At 71.4% G+C, this 18,072-nt stretch carries 16 protein-coding genes; 4 read left to right on the top strand and 12 right to left on the bottom strand.

Annotation, left to right across the window (positions count from 1 at the left end; genetic code table 11):
* The first annotated feature begins 18 nt into the window (after nt 1-18).
* From OV090_RS13485 to OV090_RS13475, 3 genes are all read left to right on the top strand, one after another.
* Nucleotides 19-2,757, top strand: a complete 2,739-nt coding sequence (locus OV090_RS13485) for an energy transducer TonB (protein WP_267704021.1) — start codon at nt 19-21, stop codon at nt 2,755-2,757.
* Between the two features lie 336 nt (nt 2,758-3,093).
* Nucleotides 3,094-3,534 carry an Hsp20/alpha crystallin family protein gene (locus OV090_RS13480; RefSeq protein ID WP_267704020.1) on the top strand — a complete coding sequence of 147 codons (441 nt, stop codon included), beginning with the start codon at nt 3,094-3,096 and terminating at the stop codon, nt 3,532-3,534.
* Nucleotides 3,535-3,577: 43 nt separating this feature from the next.
* Nucleotides 3,578-3,979, top strand: a complete 402-nt coding sequence (locus OV090_RS13475; RefSeq protein ID WP_267704019.1) for an Hsp20/alpha crystallin family protein — start codon at nt 3,578-3,580, stop codon at nt 3,977-3,979.
* 208 nt (nt 3,980-4,187) lie between these two features.
* Here OV090_RS13475 and OV090_RS13470 read toward each other — a convergent pair whose 3' ends face one another.
* Nucleotides 4,188-6,524 (bottom strand): hypothetical protein, encoded by a 2,337-nt coding sequence (locus tag OV090_RS13470; protein ID WP_267704018.1) that lies wholly within the window; start codon nt 6,522-6,524, stop codon nt 4,188-4,190.
* Between the two features lie 432 nt (nt 6,525-6,956).
* Here OV090_RS13470 and OV090_RS13465 point away from each other — a divergent pair, with 432 nt between their 5' ends.
* Nucleotides 6,957-8,396, top strand: a complete 1,440-nt coding sequence (locus tag OV090_RS13465) for an OmpA family protein (protein ID WP_267704017.1) — start codon at nt 6,957-6,959, stop codon at nt 8,394-8,396.
* 245 nt (nt 8,397-8,641) lie between these two features.
* On the opposite strand, the gene OV090_RS13460 is transcribed toward OV090_RS13465, so the two are convergent.
* The 11 genes from OV090_RS13460 to OV090_RS13410 form a co-directional block, all read right to left on the bottom strand.
* Nucleotides 8,642-9,508, bottom strand: coding sequence for a hypothetical protein (locus OV090_RS13460; protein ID WP_267704016.1), 867 nt, complete (start codon nt 9,506-9,508; stop codon nt 8,642-8,644).
* A complete protein-coding gene (locus OV090_RS13455) occupies nt 9,505-9,882 on the bottom strand; it encodes a response regulator (protein ID WP_267704015.1) in 378 nt (125 codons plus the stop codon). Before OV090_RS13455 ends, OV090_RS13460 begins: the two co-directional genes overlap by 4 nt.
* 118 nt (nt 9,883-10,000) lie before the next feature.
* Nucleotides 10,001-10,849 (bottom strand): alpha/beta fold hydrolase, encoded by an 849-nt coding sequence (locus OV090_RS13450; protein ID WP_267704014.1) that lies wholly within the window; start codon nt 10,847-10,849, stop codon nt 10,001-10,003.
* Between the two features lie 347 nt (nt 10,850-11,196).
* A complete protein-coding gene (locus tag OV090_RS13445) occupies nt 11,197-11,613 on the bottom strand; it encodes a hypothetical protein (RefSeq protein ID WP_267704013.1) in 417 nt (138 codons plus the stop codon).
* 13 nt (nt 11,614-11,626) lie between these two features.
* Nucleotides 11,627-11,944 (bottom strand): 4a-hydroxytetrahydrobiopterin dehydratase, encoded by a 318-nt coding sequence (locus tag OV090_RS13440; RefSeq protein WP_267704012.1) that lies wholly within the window; start codon nt 11,942-11,944, stop codon nt 11,627-11,629.
* Between the two features lie 6 nt (nt 11,945-11,950).
* Entirely contained in the window at nt 11,951-13,093 is a 1,143-nt protein-coding gene (locus OV090_RS13435) for a Coq4 family protein (RefSeq protein ID WP_267704011.1), read from the bottom strand.
* A gap of 211 nt (nt 13,094-13,304) precedes the next feature.
* Complete coding sequence (gene rlmN, locus OV090_RS13430; protein WP_267704010.1) at nt 13,305-14,399, bottom strand: 23S rRNA (adenine(2503)-C(2))-methyltransferase RlmN; 1,095 nt, start codon at nt 14,397-14,399, stop codon at nt 13,305-13,307.
* Nucleotides 14,400-14,427: 28 nt separating this feature from the next.
* A complete protein-coding gene (locus OV090_RS13425) occupies nt 14,428-15,345 on the bottom strand; it encodes an alpha/beta fold hydrolase (protein ID WP_267704009.1) in 918 nt (305 codons plus the stop codon).
* 100 nt (nt 15,346-15,445) lie between these two features.
* A complete protein-coding gene (locus OV090_RS13420; protein WP_267704008.1) occupies nt 15,446-16,237 on the bottom strand; it encodes a methyltransferase domain-containing protein in 792 nt (263 codons plus the stop codon).
* Between the two features lie 57 nt (nt 16,238-16,294).
* The gene (locus OV090_RS13415; protein ID WP_267704007.1) at nt 16,295-16,585 is read right to left on the bottom strand and encodes a heavy metal-associated domain-containing protein; all 291 of its coding nucleotides are present in this window, start codon (nt 16,583-16,585) and stop codon (nt 16,295-16,297) included.
* Between the two features lie 472 nt (nt 16,586-17,057).
* Nucleotides 17,058-17,861: a PASTA domain-containing protein gene (locus OV090_RS13410; protein ID WP_267704006.1), complete on the bottom strand. Its 804-nt coding sequence runs from the start codon at nt 17,859-17,861 to the stop codon at nt 17,058-17,060.
* Between the last annotated feature and the right edge of the window lie 211 nt (nt 17,862-18,072).

Genomic DNA, 18,072 nt, shown 5'->3' with positions numbered 1-18,072 from the left:
GGAGCATGCTCCTGCCGCTTGCGCCCGCGACCTCGCCGCCTCGCCTGCCACCGGATCGGGACCGTCGGCCTGCGTGGGCTGGGCGCGGTGCTGACCCTCGCGGCGGCGCTGCACGCCGGTTCCGCGCGTGCGCAGGACCCGGCCGACCTGGTCCAGCCGGTGCTGCAGAACAGCGTCGATCTCGAGTACCCCGAAGATCTGCGCCGCCTGCCCGCGCCGCCGTCGGGTCAAGTCGTCGTCAAGCTGGTGGTCGGCGTCGACGGCGTCCCCAAGGAGCTCGAGGTCGTGCAGAGCGTGCACCCCGAGCTCGACGCGCTCGCCAAGTCCGCCGTCGCCCAGCTGCGCTACGCGCCCGGCCTCTACAAGGGCCGCCCGATCGAGGTCGTGCTCAAGGTCGGCATCGACATCGCCGCCCCGCCGCCGCTGCCACCGGAGCCGGCGGAGCAGCCGCCCGAGGTCGACGCGGGCGAACCCGCGACCGACGCGGGCGAACCCGCCCAGCAGTCCCAAGGGACAGGTCCGATCCGGCTGCGCGGCGTGCTGCTCGAGGCCGGTCAGCGCGTCCCGGTCTCGGGCGCGAGCGTGCTCGTGGTGCCGGCCCCGCCGGACTGGCCGGTGGGACAGGTCACCAAGAAGATTTACGGCGACGAGCCCGAACCGGCCTGGACCATGCGCGCCGAGACCGCCCCCGACGGCTCGTTCGAGCTGCGCGGCGTGCCCGACGGCAAGATCCGCATCATCGCCCTCGCGCAGGGCTTCGACCGCTACGAGGTGGTCGAGGAGCTGGCCAAGGGCGACCTGCTCGAGGTCAAGTACTTCGCGCGGCGGCTGGTGTCGAACCCGTTCCGCACGGTGGTGAAGCAGCGCCGCGACGCCCGCGAGGAGGTCGCGCGGCGCACGATCACGCCCGAGGAGATCTACAACCTCCCGGGCACGCAGGGCGACGCGCTCAAGTCGCTGCAGAACTTCCCCGGCGTCGCGCGGGCGCCGTTCGGCCTCGGCCTGCTGATCATCCGCGGCGCCGCGCCGGGCGACTCGAAGACGTACCTCGGCTACCACGAGATCCCGCAACTCTTCCACTTCGGGGCGCTGTCGTCGACCTTCAACTCCGACATCCTCGCGCAGATCGACTTCATCCCCGGCAACTTCGACAGCCGGTTCGGTGACGCGATCGGCGGCATCATCAACGTCAACCCGCGCAAGGGCCGGCGCGACGGCTATCACGGCTACGTCGACGCCGACGTGTTCGACGCCGGCATCATGCTCGAGGGCCCGATCAAGAAGGGCAGCTTCGTCACCAGCTTCCGCCGCAGCTACGTCGACGCGATCCTCAAGGCCGCGCTGCCGAAGGACATCGGCCTCGGCCTGTCGCAGGCGCCGCGCTACTACGACTATCAATTCCTGTTCGACTACCCGGTCGGCGGCGGCGAGCTGTCGGTGCGGTGGTTCGGCTCCGACGACCGCCTGCGGGTCATCGCCCAGGGCCCGAACGAGACGATGACGGGCTCGGAGAACCAGGCGCGCACGGCGATCCTGTTCCACCGCCTCGACCTCGTGTACCGCAAGCAGGACGGCCCGTGGGACTTCCTGATCACGCCGTCGATCAACTACCAGTCGCTGTCGGGGGCGTTCGGCGGGCTGTTCACCTTCAACTTCCCCAAGTACGAGTTCAGCTGGCGCGCCGAGGCGTCGCGGCAGCTGAGCTCGCGCTCGGCGATCCGCATCGGCACCGAGCTGCAGGCCGGCCGCTACGAGATCGGGGCGCGCGCGCCGAGCGTGCCGGCCGCGGCCGGGACCGGCGACACCGGGGTCTACAACGTCGCCGACGTCGGCCAGAACTACGCCACCCCGGCGATCTACACCACCGCGACGATCGGCCTCGGCGAGCGCTTCACGCTCTACCCCGGCGCGCGCATGACCTACTACGCGCTGGCGGTGAAGAAGGCGACCGTCGACCCGCGCGTGCGCTTCAACTGGCAGGTCGGCGAGAACACCGCGATCAAGGGCGGCGTCGGCCTCTACAGCCAGATCCCCGACCTCATCAGCCTGGCGCCCGTGTGGGGCAACCCGCGCTCCGGCATCGAGCGGGCGGTCCACACCAGCCTCGGCGTGGCCCAGGTGTTCGACAGCGTCGGCGTCGAGGCCGAGGTCACCGGCTTCTACAAGTACGTATTCGACCGCTCGACGTCCTCGAGCGTGCTCATGCGCGACCCCGTGTCGGGCGACATCCGGCTCGAGAACTTCGCCAACCAGGGCACCGGCCAGATCTTCGGTATGGAGCTGCTGGTCCGCAAGGCGCTGACAAAGCGACTGTTCGGGTGGGTCAGCTACACCTTGATGAAGAGCCTGATCCAGGCCCGGCCCGGCGCCGACTACCGGCCGTTCAGCTTCGACCAGCCGCACATCCTCACCATCCTCGCCGTCTACAAGCTGCCGCGCGGCTGGCAGATCGGCGGCCGCTTCCGCCTGGTCAGCGGCAACCCGTCGGTCGCCTACTTCGACAGCGCGTTCGTCCAGGACGGCTACGAGCCGTGGTTCGGCCGCGACGAGCGGCTGCCCGCCTTCCATCAGCTCGACCTGCGCGTCGACAAGCGCTTCACGTTCAAGCGCGTGACGGCGAACTTCTATCTCGACATCATCAACGTCTACAACCGCCAGAACGGCGAGGCGTGGGTCTACTCGTACAACCTGCAGCAGCGTCAGCTGCAGACCGGCCTGCCGATCTTGCCGTCGCTCGGCGTGCGGCTCGAGTTCTGACAGCGAAGCGCCGGCGCCTGACACGGCACCGGGCTCATCTGACAGCGGATCGATCAGGCGGTCGCCCGCGCGCCGGCGTCGCGCGCGCGTGATCCGGGTCGCGCCTCGCGGGACCTGTTCGCGGCGCCCTTGACAGTCGAGGCCGCGGCAATAGTTTGTCAGCGCCGGTGCGGGACGACCCGCCGAGGCCGCCGGGGAGCCCGCAGAGGGCTCCGGCGCACGCCAGCCAATCTACCACCGATCCGCGGGCCGTCACGTGCCCGCCGGGCGCGGAGTGACGGCGGAGCCAGGGCCGCACCACCAAAACCGACCGAGAGCGACACAGGAGACACGACCATGCTGAGCTACTGGATGGACTTCAACGACCCACTGCGCACCTTTGACAGCCTCCGCCGGCGCATGGACCAGGCGCTGCGCGAGTACGCCGACAGCGAGGGCCGCGGCCAGAATCTGGCCTTCCCCCGCGCCGCCCTGCGCGACACCAAGGACGCGTTCGTCCTGGTCGCCGAGGTGCCGGGCCTCGCCGACGCCGAGCTGCAGCTGTCGGCCACTCAGGACAGCCTGACAGTCAGCGGCGAGCGCAAGGCCACCGCCCCCAAGGGCTACGCGGTGCACCGCCGCGAGCGCGGCGACCTCCGCTTCTCCCGCAGCTTCGCCCTGCCGGCGCGCATCGACGTGGACAAGGTCAACGCCGAGCTCAAGAACGGGCTCCTGGTCGTGACCATGCCCAAGCACCCCGAGTCGCAGCCCAAGCAGATCACGGTCAAGGCGGCCTGAGCGAGCGCGACCCCACGACTTCACACGAGAGGAACTTTCAGCCATGTCCCAAGAGACCAACCCCCAAGTGACGACCCAGTCGAAGCCGAACGGGCCGGCCGCCGAGACCACCCGCGGCCGCCCCGTCATCGCCCCGCCGGTCGACATCTACGAGAATCAGGAGCAGTACCTGGTGCTCGCCGACCTGCCCGGCGTGAAGGGCGACGACGTGCAGATCCGCTTCGAAGACGGTGAGCTGACCATCCGCGCGTCGCGGGCCGACAACGGCCACGGCGAGGTCCTCGGCGCCGAGTTCACCGCCGCCGACTACGTCCGCCGGTTCTCGATCCCCGAGACCGTCGACGCCTCCAAGATCGACGCCAAGCTGCAGGCCGGGGTGCTCGAGCTCACCCTCCCCAAGGCCAGCCGCGTCAAGCCGCGGCAGATCGCGGTCAAGTCGGCGTAAGTCCACCTCACTTCCCCTGCGAGGTCGCGTTCCCCAAGCGAAGGGAGGTGCATCGTAAAAAGACGCATCCTGGAAGGCGCGCCGGCTCGGGCCGGCGCGCCTTCTCTTTTATCGACATGTCTTTCAGGGCATGTCCGTTCGAAGCGGCGAGGCCGCCGCGTCGGGTGACGCGGCGGCCTCTCGTTTCATGTCCCGGAGGACACGTCTCTCAGGGCACGCAGCTGGCGACGAAGTTCGAGAAGCAGGCGTTGATCTGCGACTTCGTGTACATGCCGAATTTGCCGTTGGGGTAGGTCGTGTCCATGAAGGTCTTCATGGCGACGACGTTGTTGTTGGCCTTGAGGCGGACGATGATCGTCATCTCGCCGTCAGCCTTGTGGGTCAGCTCGAAGGTGTACTCGGTGGCCTCGGTCCAGCCCATGGTGGTGAACTCGCCGACGGGCACGAGCAGCTTCGAGTTGGCGGTGTCGGCCGGCTGGAGCCGGTCGGCGCAGGTCTGAGGCGCGTTCATCGGGTCGGCGACGTCGACGACCTTGACCTGCATGCCGGCGGGCAGGTTGCCGCCGCAGTTGGCGAAGTCCTGACCGACGCGCTTCCACGAGAACAGGTAGTAGTGATCGGTGTCCTGGAGGCCCCACATGAAGCCGATCCAGTCGTCGTCGTTGGCGTCGTCGGTGACCTGGAACGAGCCGGTGATGGTGGCGTTGTCGAGGTCCCAGCCGCAGAACAGCGCCGCGCTCTTGCCGTTGATCGTCTGGCACAGCGTCTTGGTGTTGTTGTTCCACACCCAGTTGGTGGCCGCGTCGGCCTCGTCCGGGAAGTCGTAGGTCTCGCAGATCTGCGGGTCGAGCTGCAGCGTCTGGTTCTTGAGGTAGACGGTGACGCTGTCGGACGCCATGTTGCCCTCGCCGTCGCTGACGTCGATGGTGTAGGTCGTCGGGCCGACGGGGGTCGCCGTCGGGTTGGCGATCATGCCGTCGCTCAGGGTGTCGGCCGGGGTCCAGTTGTAGGCGTAGTTGCCGTCGCCGCCCATGGCCACCGCGCTCAGCTGCGCGGGCATGTTGAGGTCGACGCAGACGCTGTCACCGGCCTCGACCGAGAGCGGGTCCCAGCACTTGAGGCCGTCGTCGTCGCAGCCGTGGTCGCAGGTCTGGACGTCCTCGGCGGTGCCGCTCTCGTTGCAGGTGTGGAGGTCCTTGTCGACGCACTTGACCTCGTTCGGGTTGCAGCGCGCGCAGTTCTCGTGGACGTTCGGGTCGCGGTCGGTGCAGTCGGTGCCGGGGGTGACGCCGGGCTCGGGCATCATGTCGCCCCAGTCGTCCTCGTCGGCGTCGGTCATGCACGCCGTCGGGTCGTCGTTGGGCGCGGCGCCGGGGAAGGTGAACGCGTCGTTGTCGTCGCAGTCGGTGCCGGGCACCGCGCCGTCGTCGTCCGGGTCCGGATCGCCCCAGCCGTCGCCGTCGGCGTCGGTCTGGCACACGTTCGGGTCGACCTCGTTCTCGGCCGCGCCGGGGCCGGTGGCCGCGTCGGTGTCGTCGCAGTCGGTGCCCGGCGTGACGCCCTCGGGCGGCATGTCGTCGCCCCAGCCGTCGCCGTCCTCGTCCTCCATGCACGCGCTCTCGGAGTCGTTCTCGGCCGAGCCCGGGAACGCGTTCGGGTTGTCGTCGGCGCAGTCGGTGCCGGGCACGGCCTGGGGCACCGAGGGCATGTCGTCGCCCCAGTCGTCGCCGTCGGCGTCGGTCATGCACGCCTCGGGGCTGTCGTTGGGCGCGGCGCCGGGGAAGGTGGCCGGGTCGTCGTCGGCGCAGTCGTTGCCCGGCGGGACGTCCGGATCGTCGGGCATGCTGTCGCCCGAGCCGTCGCCGTCGGAGTCCTGCGTGCACTGATCGGCGGGCAGGTCCTTGGCGGCGCCGGGGAAGATCGTGCTGTTGTCGTCGTTGCAGTCGGTGCCCGGCTCGACGCCCTCCGGCGGCATGTCGTCGCCCCAGCCGTCCTCGTCGGCGTCCTCCATACAGGCCGTCATCGACTCGGCTTCGGCCGCGCCCGGGAACGCGTTGGCGTTGTCGTCGGCGCAGTCGGTGCCCGGCTCGACGCCCTCGGGCGGGTTGCTGTCGCCCCAGCCGTCGCCGTCGGCGTCCTCCATGCAGGCGGTCATCGACTCGGCCTCGGCCGAGCCGGGGAACGCGTCGGCGTTGTCGTCGGCGCAGTCGTCAGCGTTGGGCACGGAGCCGGGGAACATGTCCGGCTGGCACATCGTCGGGTCGCCGAAGCCGTCGCCGTCGGCGTCCTTGCACCACATCTCGCCCATGCCCATGGTCGAGGTCGGTGTGTCCATCGTCGTCGTCGGCGCGGTGTCGGTCGGATCGACCGTCGTGGTCTCGGTCGTCGTGTCCGAGTCGCCGTCGCTCGCCGTGACCTGCTGACACGCCGGGTTGTCGGCCTGGTTCCACACGAGGCCGTCGTCGCCGCACACGTTGCCGCAGCCCTCGAGCGCGAGCAGGCCGAGGCCGCCTACCAAGCTGGTTCGCACATCAAATCGAAGCATGCGGCGATGGTGAGCGCGGGCGTGCCGGGGCGTCAAGCGCGTCGAGGTCGTCGCTCACGCACAAGCGCACGAGCAGACCCCGGCGCGTGGACGCACACCTGCCGGACGACATGTCCCGAAGACCAGCTTGGGGGCGGGCGGGCGCGGGCGGGCGGCGAGCGGGCGCCCGGACCGCCGCGTGGGCGCCTCGTAGAACCTCAGCAAAACTGTGATAGGTAGCGTTATGAGCGAAAATCTGTCGGAACGTACAGGTCGCGATTGCGGAGGGTGTGCACGTGATTCACTGTGATCCGCGTCGTCGCTCGTGCGAGCAATTCGCTAGGCAGCGCCGCCGATCTTATGTACAAACCTGACCGCCGTCGTCCGTGCGACGGCAGTCGTCTCAGCGTGGGTTCGACCATGTCCAAATTCTCCTTCTCTGTCGTGGCAGCCATGGCCCTCTCGATCTCCTCGACCGCGCGCGCGGCCGAGCCCGCTGGCGCGGCCGCGGGCGGCTCCGTGTCCGTCTCGCCGGCCGGCGCGCCGGCCGACGCGAACGCGTCGAAGCCGGCGAAGAGGGCCAACAAGAAGAAGCAGCAGAGCGCGGCCGACGGCGACAACACCCCGTGGATCAAGCGCCACCGCCCGACCCGCAACCAGCTCGAGCTCGGCATCTACGGCGGCATCCTGCTGCCGTCCAAGGAGCACGAGCTTTACAATCCGAGCGACCCCAGCGTCACCTGGCAGCCGTACAAGACGGTCGCGCCCGACATCGGCCTGCGCTTCGGCTACTACCCGCTGTCGTTCCTCGGCCTCGAGATCGAGGGCGGGGTGGCGCCGACCAAGACCGGGACGTCCAACCAGAGCGCGGTGATCGGGATGTTCCGCGGCTACGGTATCCTCCAGCTGCCGTACCGCATCGCGCCGTTCGCCCTCATCGGCTACGGCCTCATGGGCACCAGCGGGCTCGGCAAGGACATCGACCCGACGCTCCACTTCGGCGGTGGCGTGAAGTTCTACATCAACCAGCGCCTGCTGCTCCGCGTCGACGTGCGCGACAACGCGACCGCGCGGTACCGCACCGACGGCGGCCGCACCAACCATCTCGAGGTCCTGCTCGGCCTGTCGATCGTCCTCAACAAGAAGAAGCCGGCCCCGGCGGACCCGGACAGCGACGGCGACGGCTTCAAGGACAGGGTCGACAAGTGCCCGACGACCCAGGGCGTCGCGCCCGACGGCTGTCCGCTGGCCACGCCCGCGCCCGAGCCCGACAGCGACGGCGACGGCTTCCTCGACAGCCAGGACGCCTGCCCGCAGGAGCCGGGCATCGCGCCCGACGGCTGCCCGGAGAAGGACAAGGACGGCGACGGCTTCGTCGACAGCAAGGACAAGTGCCCCGAGGTCCCTGGCGTCGCGCCCGACGGCTGCCCGCCGCCCGACCGCGACAAGGATGGGATCCCCGACGCCGAGGACAAGTGCCCCGACATCCCGGAGACCAAGAATCAATACCAGGACCAGGACGGCTGCGCCGACGAGGTGCCGCGCGCGGTCACCAAGTTCACCGGCGTCATCAAGGGCATCTTCTTCGACGTCGACAAGGACTCGATCAAGAAGACGTCGCGCGCCACCCTCGACAACGCGGTCAAGGTCCTCAAGGACTTCCCGGACGTCAAGGTCGAGATCAGCGGCCACACCGACAGCTCCGGCGACCGCGACCACAACGTCGACCTGTCGAAGCGCCGCGCCGACGCGGTCAAGCAGTACCTGGTCGACAAGGGCATCGACGCCGGCCGGATCTCGACCCGCGGCGCCGGCCCCGACGAGCCGATCGCCGACAACAAGACCGCGAAGGGCAAGTCGCAGAACCGCCGTATCGAGTTCAAGCTGCAGTGAGCTGTCCCGCGGGACAGGCTCGGCCGGCGTGACCTGCAGCAGGCGAGTCACGCGGGCCCACGGCGCCGGCTCCACGAGCCGGCGTCGTCGCGAGGTGACCTGCCGCGAGTCGGCGGGTCACACTGGGGTCAGGCGGAGCGGAACGAGAATGCCTCCGAGGACATGTCGCACGAGGCATGTCTCTCGAGACATGCATGACGCCGCTACGGGCAATTATTGTTAAAAGATGTCCCGGGGGACAGGTGTCAGACGGAGGCGCTCGAGCGGCGGATCCGGGCCTCTTCTCCGGCGGCGGCGAGCACCGCCTCGGCGTCGATCGACTCGTCGCCCGGGCGCCACTCGAGGTCGGCCTCGTAGGCCTTGAGCGGCTGGTTCAGCGCGCGCAGGCGCTCGAGCGCGCGATCGAGGCGGTCGAGCGGTTCGCCGACGCCGGGGCTGCGGCGGCGGACGGTGGCGCTGGCGAGCGCGATCACCTGCAGCGGCGTGTTCGACAGGTCGCGCACGGCGAGCAGCAGACGCGCGGTGCGACGGGCGTCCGAGGCCTCGGTCTGGGCCTGCACGAGCGCGCGCTCGGTGGCCAGGCCGCGCAGGCGGTACAGCAGCAGCACGGCACCCACTGCGCCATACACGAGCATGACCAGCGGCTCGCTGGTGTCGATGCGGCCCTGCTGGGCGGGGTCGAGGCGGACGAACTGAAGCACGGGGATCAGCGCGAACGCGAAGATGCAGAGGAGGCCGGCCCAGCGCTCGGGGGCGAGGATGGCGACGGTCAGGGCGCCGAGCTTGTGGACCTGGAACGGGATCAGGTTGGGGTCCTGCAGCTGGTACGGGCCCATGATCTGCGCGGACGCGAGGATCGCGGCCTGGTTGACGATGAACAGGGTCGAGCCGAGGAAGACGCTCTGCGGCCGCCGGCGATGGACCCCCAGGACGAAGGCGGCGATGAGGAAGCCGACCGCGCTCGCGCCCAGGATCGGCCACCACGGCGCCGGTCCGATGTCGCGCCCGCGCAGGACGTCGAGCGGATAGAGGCACGCGTTGAGCAGCGCCGCGATCAACGTGCCGCGCCAGACGTGGCGGGCGTGCAACGCGGCGAAGCTCTGGGTCGTCAATGCGGCTCCAGCTCGAGCAAGCGGGCGATCGTCGGCACCGGCAGGGGCTTCTCGTACACGCGCACACCGGCGAGCTGGCGCGCCTCGGCGACCAGCGGGTGCGAGGCGGCATGACCGGTGAGGAAGACGATCCGGCCGCGGTAGTTCTGCTGGCGCAACCACTTGTAGGCATCGAGCCCGCTCGGCAGGCCGGGCCCGAGGTTGATGTCGAGGATCACCAGATCGGCGTCGAGCACCCGTTTGCGGTTGTGGACCAGCTCGTCGACGCTGCCCACCGTCAAGCACTCGCGCTCGGCCAGCAGGGCGACCACATCCACGAACAAGTCGCGCAAATCCTTGTCGTCGTCGAGGAAGACCACGCCTGGATGAGCCACGACGCCACCTTAGCACCGCTTGCGGGAGAACCGGAGGGGGCGCCTGCGGCGCGGCCGAAAAGCACGGCGGACAGGTCCGCACCCGCGGCCCGTCGCGCGGGCGCAAGACGCGGGCCGTTCACCTCAGCTCGTCGACGAACGCGGCGATCCGGTCGGCCACGGCGCGCGGCCGGTCGAGGTAGGGACAGTGGCCGAACTCGTCGGGCTCCTCGATGCGCACGTGCGCGGGGACGGCCCTGCGGAAGAACTCCAGCGAGGCGCTCGGTAGCAGCCGCTCCGACCGACCCCACAAGATCAGCGTCGGCGGCTGCAGAGCGGCCAGCTCGTCGGGCGTGAACATGTGCTCGGGCCGGAACGACTCGAGGACGTGCCGCAGCGGGCCGAGCGCGAAGCGGCGCAGGATGTCGGGCGCGAGGAGGGTGTTGTACCAGGGAGGCTCGTGATAGAGGCGGTCGAGGAGATCGCGCGCCTGGCCGAGCGAGCGGACCCGGAAGCTGCCGGTGAGCGCCGCGAAGTCCTGGGCGTCGAGCAGGGCCCCCGCCGGCGAGGCGAGCAGCAGCCCGCGCACCCGCTCGGGGTGCTCGAGCGCGTAGCGAATGGCGAACGCGCCGCCCAGCGAGTTGCCGAACAGGATCGCCGGCTCGCGCAGCCGCGCGTCGAGGAAGTGCGCCATCGCGGCGTAGGCGTCATCGACCGTGAGCCGGCCGTGGGCGCTCGAGAACCCGTGAGCGGGCGCCTCCGGGACCCAGATCTGGCCGATCCGCCGCCGCAGCAGCGCGATCACCCGCGCGAAGCTGCTGCCGCTGGCGCCGAAGCCGTGCAGGATGACGACCGGCGGCGCCTGGCCCTCGCCGCGCGCCTCGTAGTAGTGCAGCCGCCCCTGCGGCGTGGCGTGGTACTGGCTGGCGATCCCGAGCGAGTGGAGGCGCCGCCGGATCATGCGCTCGGCGAGGGGCAAGACGAACATGGGCGTGAGCTCCGTGAGGACAGGTCAGATGGGACAGGTCGAAGAGGGCAGGTCCGAAGGGGCAGGTCCGACAGAGCAGGTCCGAAGGGACAGATCGGTCCGACGCTCGGAGCGCGCGGGGCGGTCGCCCGCAGAGCGCGACCGCGAGGAAGTCGCCGCGGCGCGGGGCGAATCAACCGGCGCGAGGCTGCGAGTCGATCGATTGCGTCGCGCCGCTGAGCACGACGGGATGACGGAGCGCGGCGCAGGCGGGCATGCGTCGCCTCGTCGCCGGGGCGAGGCTGCTCGAAGCGAGGCGCGCAGCGAGCGCCCGGAGCGGCACGCGAAGAGCCGAGGCCGCGGCCGGGTCAGTAGGTGGGGCACGTCCAGGCCTTGGGCGGGCAGTCGGTGCAGCCGAGCCTGCAGGCGCCGCCGCAGCGGCTGACGACCTCGAGCGAGTCGCGGCGGACGTAGTGGTACGGGCCGTCGACGGCGGACTCGCAGTCGACGCCGATCAGGTCGCCGCAGGCGCGCTCATAGCGGCAGCGCTCGCCGAACTTCTCTTTGATCTGCGCGGCCAGCTCGGGCGAGACCTCGGTCTGCGCCGGGTCGCCGCGCGGCGGCTCCTCGGCCCCCGCGGGCGCGGCGAAGCCGGCGCTGTCGCTGTCGGCCGGCACAGGCTCGGTCGAGGGGACGGGCTTGCCGGCGGGCGGGTTGCTGGTGCCCGTCGCGCCGCTGCAGGCGAGGACGAGGGCCGGAGCGACGACGAAGAGCAGGCGGCGCATGACGGCGCCCAGCCTACTCGCTCGCCGACGGCGGCGGAAGCGTGGCGGCGATGCGGTCGATCGCCTGCGCGAGCTCGACGTCGAGGTTCGACAGGCCGCCGGCGTCGTGCGTGCTGAGGGTGACGTCGACGCGGTTCCAGACGTTGAACCACTCCGGATGGTGGTTCATCCGCTCGGCCACCAGAGCGACCTGAGCCATGAAGCCGAACGCGGCGCCGAAGTCGGCGAAGCGGAGGCTGCGGAAGATGGCGTCACGCCCCTCGACCTCGCGCCACCCGGGCAGAGCGGCGAGAGCGGCGGCACGGGCTTCGGGCGACAGACGGGCAGGCATGGTGGCTCAGAAGAAGTCTGGATCGTCCGGCGACATGGCCGGCATGATCTTCGGGTCGGATTCTTCGATCGAGAAGCCGGGCTGCGGCTGCGGCTTCGAGGGCGGCCGCGGCGGCTGCGGCTGCTGCGGCTGCGGCTGCGACTGAACGCGCAGCGGCGGCGGCGGCGGCTTGGCGACGTGCCGCGGCGAGGGGTCGACCAGCTCGGGCTCGGCCTCGCCGTCCTCCGACTCGGGCTCGTGCGTCCGCGGCGGCTGGGCCTGGGCCTGCTTCTCCTGCTCCTGCTGCTCGGCCAGGGCCATGAAGCTGGCCAGCAGCGACGACTGCGAGACCGGTTGCTTGCGCGGCTCGGCCCGGTTCTCGGGTGGCGCGGCGACTGCGTTGCGCAGCGGAGTGGCCTCGGACGGGCCGCCGCCGAAGCCGCTGAGGTTGACGCGCGGGGGCGGCGGCGCCTCGGCCTCGGCCATCGCGTCGAGGTCGAGCATGGCGATGTTGGAGGTGCGCGGCACGAGGTCGGCGAGCTCGCGCAGCTGCGGCACCTGGGCCGACCACAGCTCCTCCCAGGCGATGCCGAGGAAGGGCTTGGCCGTCTGCCCGCGCTGGTACGCCTCGGCGAGCAGCGCCAGCGCGTCGCCCAGCTTGGCTGGCATGTCGCGGGTGATCTGCAGCAGCGCCGAGGAGATCATCACGCCGCTCATGAGGTTGCCGAGCTGACCGACGTAGTACGACTGGACCGCGAGCTCGCCGAGCGGGCTGCCGTCGTACTCGGTCAACACGTGGATGATCGGGTGCGTCATGCGGACCCGCAGCGCCAGGTAGGCCGCCGGGTCGCGGAAGTCGAAGCCGGCCGGAGGGCCGATGAGCCGCTGCTGCTTGTGCGCCCGCAGGTAGCGGGCGACCTCGCGGCCGAGAGTGCCGTCGCCGTACGCGTGCAGGCGGTCGAGCGACTCCGGCTGCGGCAGGTAACGGCTGTCGTAGAGCGGCCGGACGCCGTCCTGATCGAGGAGACGGGCGACGTCGAGGCCGAGGCTGCGGATATCGAGCCGGCCGAACAAGTCGCCGAGCTCGAGGTTGGCGTCGGCCCGCACCGCATCTTCCGCGACGCCGAGGAAGGCGCTCGCCAGCTTGAGCTTCTTGAAGGGGTCGAACATCCTGGGCGTGTCTCGAGAGAGGACGCGGCGCTCACGCGCCTGCTGCCATGGTACCCCACAAGCCGCGGCCATGGGAACCGCCGAGGCCCGTCGCGGCGCCGCGGAAGCCCGAGAATTTCGCCTCGCATGGCCGATCTCGCGGCGCCGGACGGTGTTTCGGCGGACCAGACCCCACCCCCGGGGCTGCGGCGACGCCGCAGCGGGGCGGAGATCAGGATGCGATCACGGGGAGCCCGTGGGGGCGCCGGGGCCGCCGCGGGGACTCCGCCGGGGCCCGACCGAGCTGCCCACATGCAGCCATGGTGTCGTCGCCCCGCGTGGCCCGGATCGAGGTGTTGAGCCGCATGCCCTGCAGGTGGGCCTTGAACGCCGCGACCTGCTCCGGCTCGGGCCGGCGGAATTCGCTGCCCGGATGGGGATTCCACGGGATCAGGTTGAGCTTGCAGGGCAGGCCGCGGACCCATTCGGCCAGCCGCTCGGCGTCGGCCAGGCTGTCGTTGACGCCGGCCAGGAGCACGTACTCGAGGGTGACGCGGGCCCGCCGGGCCAGCGGCAGCTCGCGCAGCGCCGCGAACAGCACCGCCAGCGGGTACTTGCGGTTGACCGGCATGATCGCGTCGCGGACCTCGTCGGTGGTCGCGTTGATGCTGACCGCCAGCTGCGCCGGGCTCTCGGCGACCAGCCGGCGGATCTGCGGCACCAGCCCCGAGGTCGAGACCGTGACCCGCCGCTGCGACAGGCCGAGCCCCTGGTCGTCGACCATGACGGCGATCGCCGGCAGCACCTGGTCGAGGTTGTGCAGCGGCTCGCCCATGCCCATGAACACGACGTTGGAGATCCACACGTCGGGGAAGCGCCGGCGGGCGATCACCAGCTGGTCGACGATCTCGGCCGCGCTGAGGTTGCGCGCCAGGCCCATGGTCGCGGTCAGGCAGAACTGACAGTTCATCGCGCAGCCGACCTGGCTCGACACGCACAAGGTGGCCCGCTCGGGCCCAGGGATCAGCACCGATTCGACGGCGGCGCCGTCGTCTGTCTCGAAGACCAGCTTGCTGGTGCCGTCGGCGGCCTGCTTGACGCTCTCGAGGCGGAGCGCGTCGAGCCGCGTGGTCGCGGCGAAGCTGTCGCGCACGGCCCGGTCGAGCTCGGGCATCACCGCGAAGTCGGACCGCAGCTTGCGGTAGAGCGCGGCCCACAGCGCGTCGGCCTGGCCCGGACGCAGCCCCTGCTCGGCGGCCCACGCCAGCAGCTGCGGCCGGGGCACGCCCTTCAGGAGGAGCCGTCCGTCGTGGTCGCGGGGGAGCACCGGTCGGGGATAGCACAGCCGCGCCGGCTCAGGCGACCAGCTGGCCTTTGAGCCAGGTTGCGATCGCCCGCCACAGCGGCTCGCTGGCGGGATCGGTGACCGGGGCCATGTGGCCGGGGGCGCCGACGCCGGCGAGCTCGGGCAGGCCGCGGCCGTCCTGGTCGGTGGCGCCGCCGGCCGCGAGGCGCCAGGTGGTGCGGCGCGGCAAAGGCGACCACAGGCGCTCTGCAGTTCGCGGCGAGGCGACGCGATCGCCCTCGCTGATCACCAGCAGCACCGGCAGGTCGACGCCGGCGAGGCCGGCCCGGTAGTCGTGGCCGCCGCGGGCCCGCCAGCCGTCCTCGGCGATGCAGCGGCGGAGGTCGTCGAAGCAGGAGTAGGCCTCGTCGGCGCTGCCGACGCCGAACCCGCGCGCGGGCACGCGGCCGAGCACGCCGGTGAAGCGGGTGCCCACGGCCATGACCAGCCGCTTGAGCGCCCACACGAGCCGGCGATCTTCGGTGCCGGGCAGCCAGAAGTCGCCGCACAGGGCCACGTGGGCGGCCGGGGCGGTTTCGCGCGCGGCGGCGGTGGTGCACCAGGCGGCGGTGGTGTGGCCGAACAGAGAGTGGCCGAGGGTGGCCAGCGGGAGATCGGGAGCGAGGCGGCGGGCCAGGTCGAGGTAGACCGCGGTGTCCTCCACCAATTGATCGTAGGACCAGTCGCCGCCGCGGAGGGGGTCGGGGCCGCTTTTGCCGTGGCCCCGCAGATCCGGCAGCAGCACGCGCAGGCCGGCGTCGCACAGGGTGCGGGCCAGGCACGGGCGATCGCGGCGGAGGAAGGTGCGGCGGTCGACCATGATCGCGTGACCGGCGACGACGACGCCCCACGCAGCGCCCGCGGGCTGGAGGTCGAGGACGGAGAGGCGCCAGCCGTCGGCGGCGCGGACCCGGTGCTCGGCGATCACGCGACCTCCGAGGTCGGCGCCCGTGCTGACCCGAGAGACAGGTGACAGGGAGACCTTCGCGCCGCGCCAGCCGGGCTTGCCGGACGCAGGATCGACGCGGTCACGCGGCGGCGGCTCCGGCCCGGCGAGCCCAGAAGAGGATCAGCGAGCCGCGCCGCTCGCAGTCGAAGTCGATAAGGCCGTGCGCGCTCAGCATGCCGCGCAGCTGGTCGACCTCGAACACGTGGAACTGGCCGACGCGCGAGACGACCGCCTCGAGCTGGCGCCGCAGGCCGCTCGTGTGGGCGAAGGTGCTGGCGACGAAGGCCCCGCCCGGGCGGACCACCCGCGCGACCTCGGCGACTGCGCCCTGCGGGTCGGGCCATACGTGGAAGGCCGCGCCCGCGTGCACGCCGGCGAGGCTGGCTGTCTTGAAGGGCAGGCGGCCGACGTCGCCGCGGACGAGCCGCATCAGGCCGCGGTTGTCGGCGGCCGCGCGCGCCAGCATCGCCAGCGACCAGTCGACCCCGAACACCCGCGCGAACCGGCCCGACTCGGCCAGCTTGCGCCCGGTGAAGCCCGGGCCGCAGCTGAGGTCGACCACCGCGCCGCCCTCCGCCGAGGCCAGCGCCGCCAGCACCGCCTCGAACTCGGCCCGGTAGTCGGGCAGGCCGTTGCTGGCCACGGTGACGAAGAAGGGCCGCCACAGCCGCTCGTACACGCGGGCCAGCGTCCGGCTGTGCATCAGCCGCGGGCCGAGGCCCTCGCCCGCGGCGCCGAGGCCGGGCAGGAAGTCGAGGTAGCCGCGGTCGCCCGGGTAGCGCCGGTCGCACGCGCGACAGGCCGCGCCGACGCCCTCGACGGCGAGCGGGCCGCGGCAGGCCGGGCAGCACAGTTCGGAAGGCAAGGACATGTCGTAAAGGCCAGGTCTTGAGGGGCAGGTGCGAGAGGACAGGTCTGAAAGGACAGCTCAGGGCGCGGCCGGAGCGGCGTCCGGGGCGGCGGTGTAGCCGAGCTTGGTGATCGTGTCGGCGATCGCGGCGGCCGGGGCGCGGGCCGGGTCGTGGCGGACCTCGGCGGTGCCGGCGGCGTGGTCGGCGGTGCAGGCCTCGACGCCGTCGAGCTTGCGCACCGCGGCGCAGATGCCCTCCTCGCACGAGTGGCAGACCATGCCGCCGACGACGAAGCGGGTGTTGCGGACCTCCGGCGGGCTGGCGCAGGCGGCGGCGAAGGCGAGGACGAGAGCGGCGATCCGGCCCATGAGGAGGCGAGTAAAGCGCAAAACAGCGGCCCGCGCGAGCCGGACGACTGTCTGTCGCAGGCGAGCAGCCGGAGGTCCGTGAGCACCCGCCGACCGACCAGTCGGCGGGCCGAGTCGATGGGCGAGCGCCACGATCCTCCGCGAGCCGGACTCGTCGGTGAGGGTGCACGCCGACCCGCCGAGGTCGGCTCCGGGACGCGCTCGCTGTCCCGGCGCCGCAAGGCCCGTCAGCAGGTCCCGGTTGCCAGTGAACCGCCGGCGCGGGCGCGGCGGCGGTTCGTCGACACGCCCCCCGCAGGATCGGTCGCGAGCGAACAGCCGGCGCAGGCCCGGTTCGTCAGCGGCTCCGCAGGGCTTCAAAAATCGACGGGGCGACCCGCCGGCGAGTCCCTGTCGCGAGCGAACCGCCAGCGCGGCGCGGTGGCGGTTCGTCGGCGGCCTCGCGGGGCCTTCTCGATGTTTTTTTAAAGAATCAGTTGGGGGCGACCACCGTGAGGGTGATCGTCGTGCCGAACGGGACCTTGGCGCCAGCGGCGGGGTCTTGCTTGAGCACGTAGTTCTCGCCGTGCTCCTCGTGCTCGACGCGCTTCACGTCGCCGACGTCGAGGCCCGAGTCCTTGAGCACCGTCTTGGCCTTGTTGAGGTACTTGCCGGTGACGGCGGGCACCTCGAGGAGCGGCAGGGCGGCGATCGTCAGCTCGACGCTGGTGCCCGGCTGGACCTTGACGCCGGCGGCGGGCTTCTGGCTCAGGATCGTGCCCGGGGTCTTGCTCGAGTCCTTCGGGATCTCGGTGAACTCGACGCCCAGGCCCGCGAGCGTGGACTTGGCCTCGGCGATCGGCTTGCCGACCAGGTTGGGGACCTTGGCCTCGCGGGCGCGGGCGACGATGACCCGGATCTCGCGGGTGCTGGTGAGCATCGTGCCGGCGGTCGGGTTCTGCTCGAGGATCTCGCCGGGCGTCTTGTCCGGCGCCTCGCGGTCGCCGTCCTGGATGATGATGATGCTCTGCGACACCGCGATCTTGCGGGCGTCCTTGATCGTCGTTCCGACGAACTCCGGCGCCGGAATCGCCGCCTCGGCCTGCGGCGCCGGCTGGGCCGGAGCCTGCGGGGTCGGCTGCGTCGGCGCGGCCTGCACCGGCGCCGGCGCCACGGCCACCGGGGCCGCGCCCTGGTGCTGTTGCTGCTGCATCCGCTGGATCTGCGGCCCCAGCAGCACCTGGACCAGAACGGCCGTAATCAGCGAGATCAGGAACATCTTGACGGTGTCGTTCATGGGCGTCCGGGCGGGCGTAGGGCTCCCACGAAGCATACCCCGGGCGGCGGTCTGGCCGCAAAGACTTACCGGGCCGGGCGGGCCGTGCAGCGCCACGAACTGGCCTTCGGGCAGAAGCGGCGGAGGAGCCTGCGCAGGTCCCGAGCCTCGGCAGCGGGCGCGGCGGCGGTTCGCTGAGGCGGACGGGTCCCGCCGCGCGAGAAAAGGCGCG

This window comes from Nannocystis sp. RBIL2, from assembly GCF_026626745.1.
GTDB lineage: Bacteria > Myxococcota_A > Polyangia > Nannocystales > Nannocystaceae > Nannocystis.
This window is presented reverse-complemented; position numbering and strand designations above follow the sequence as displayed.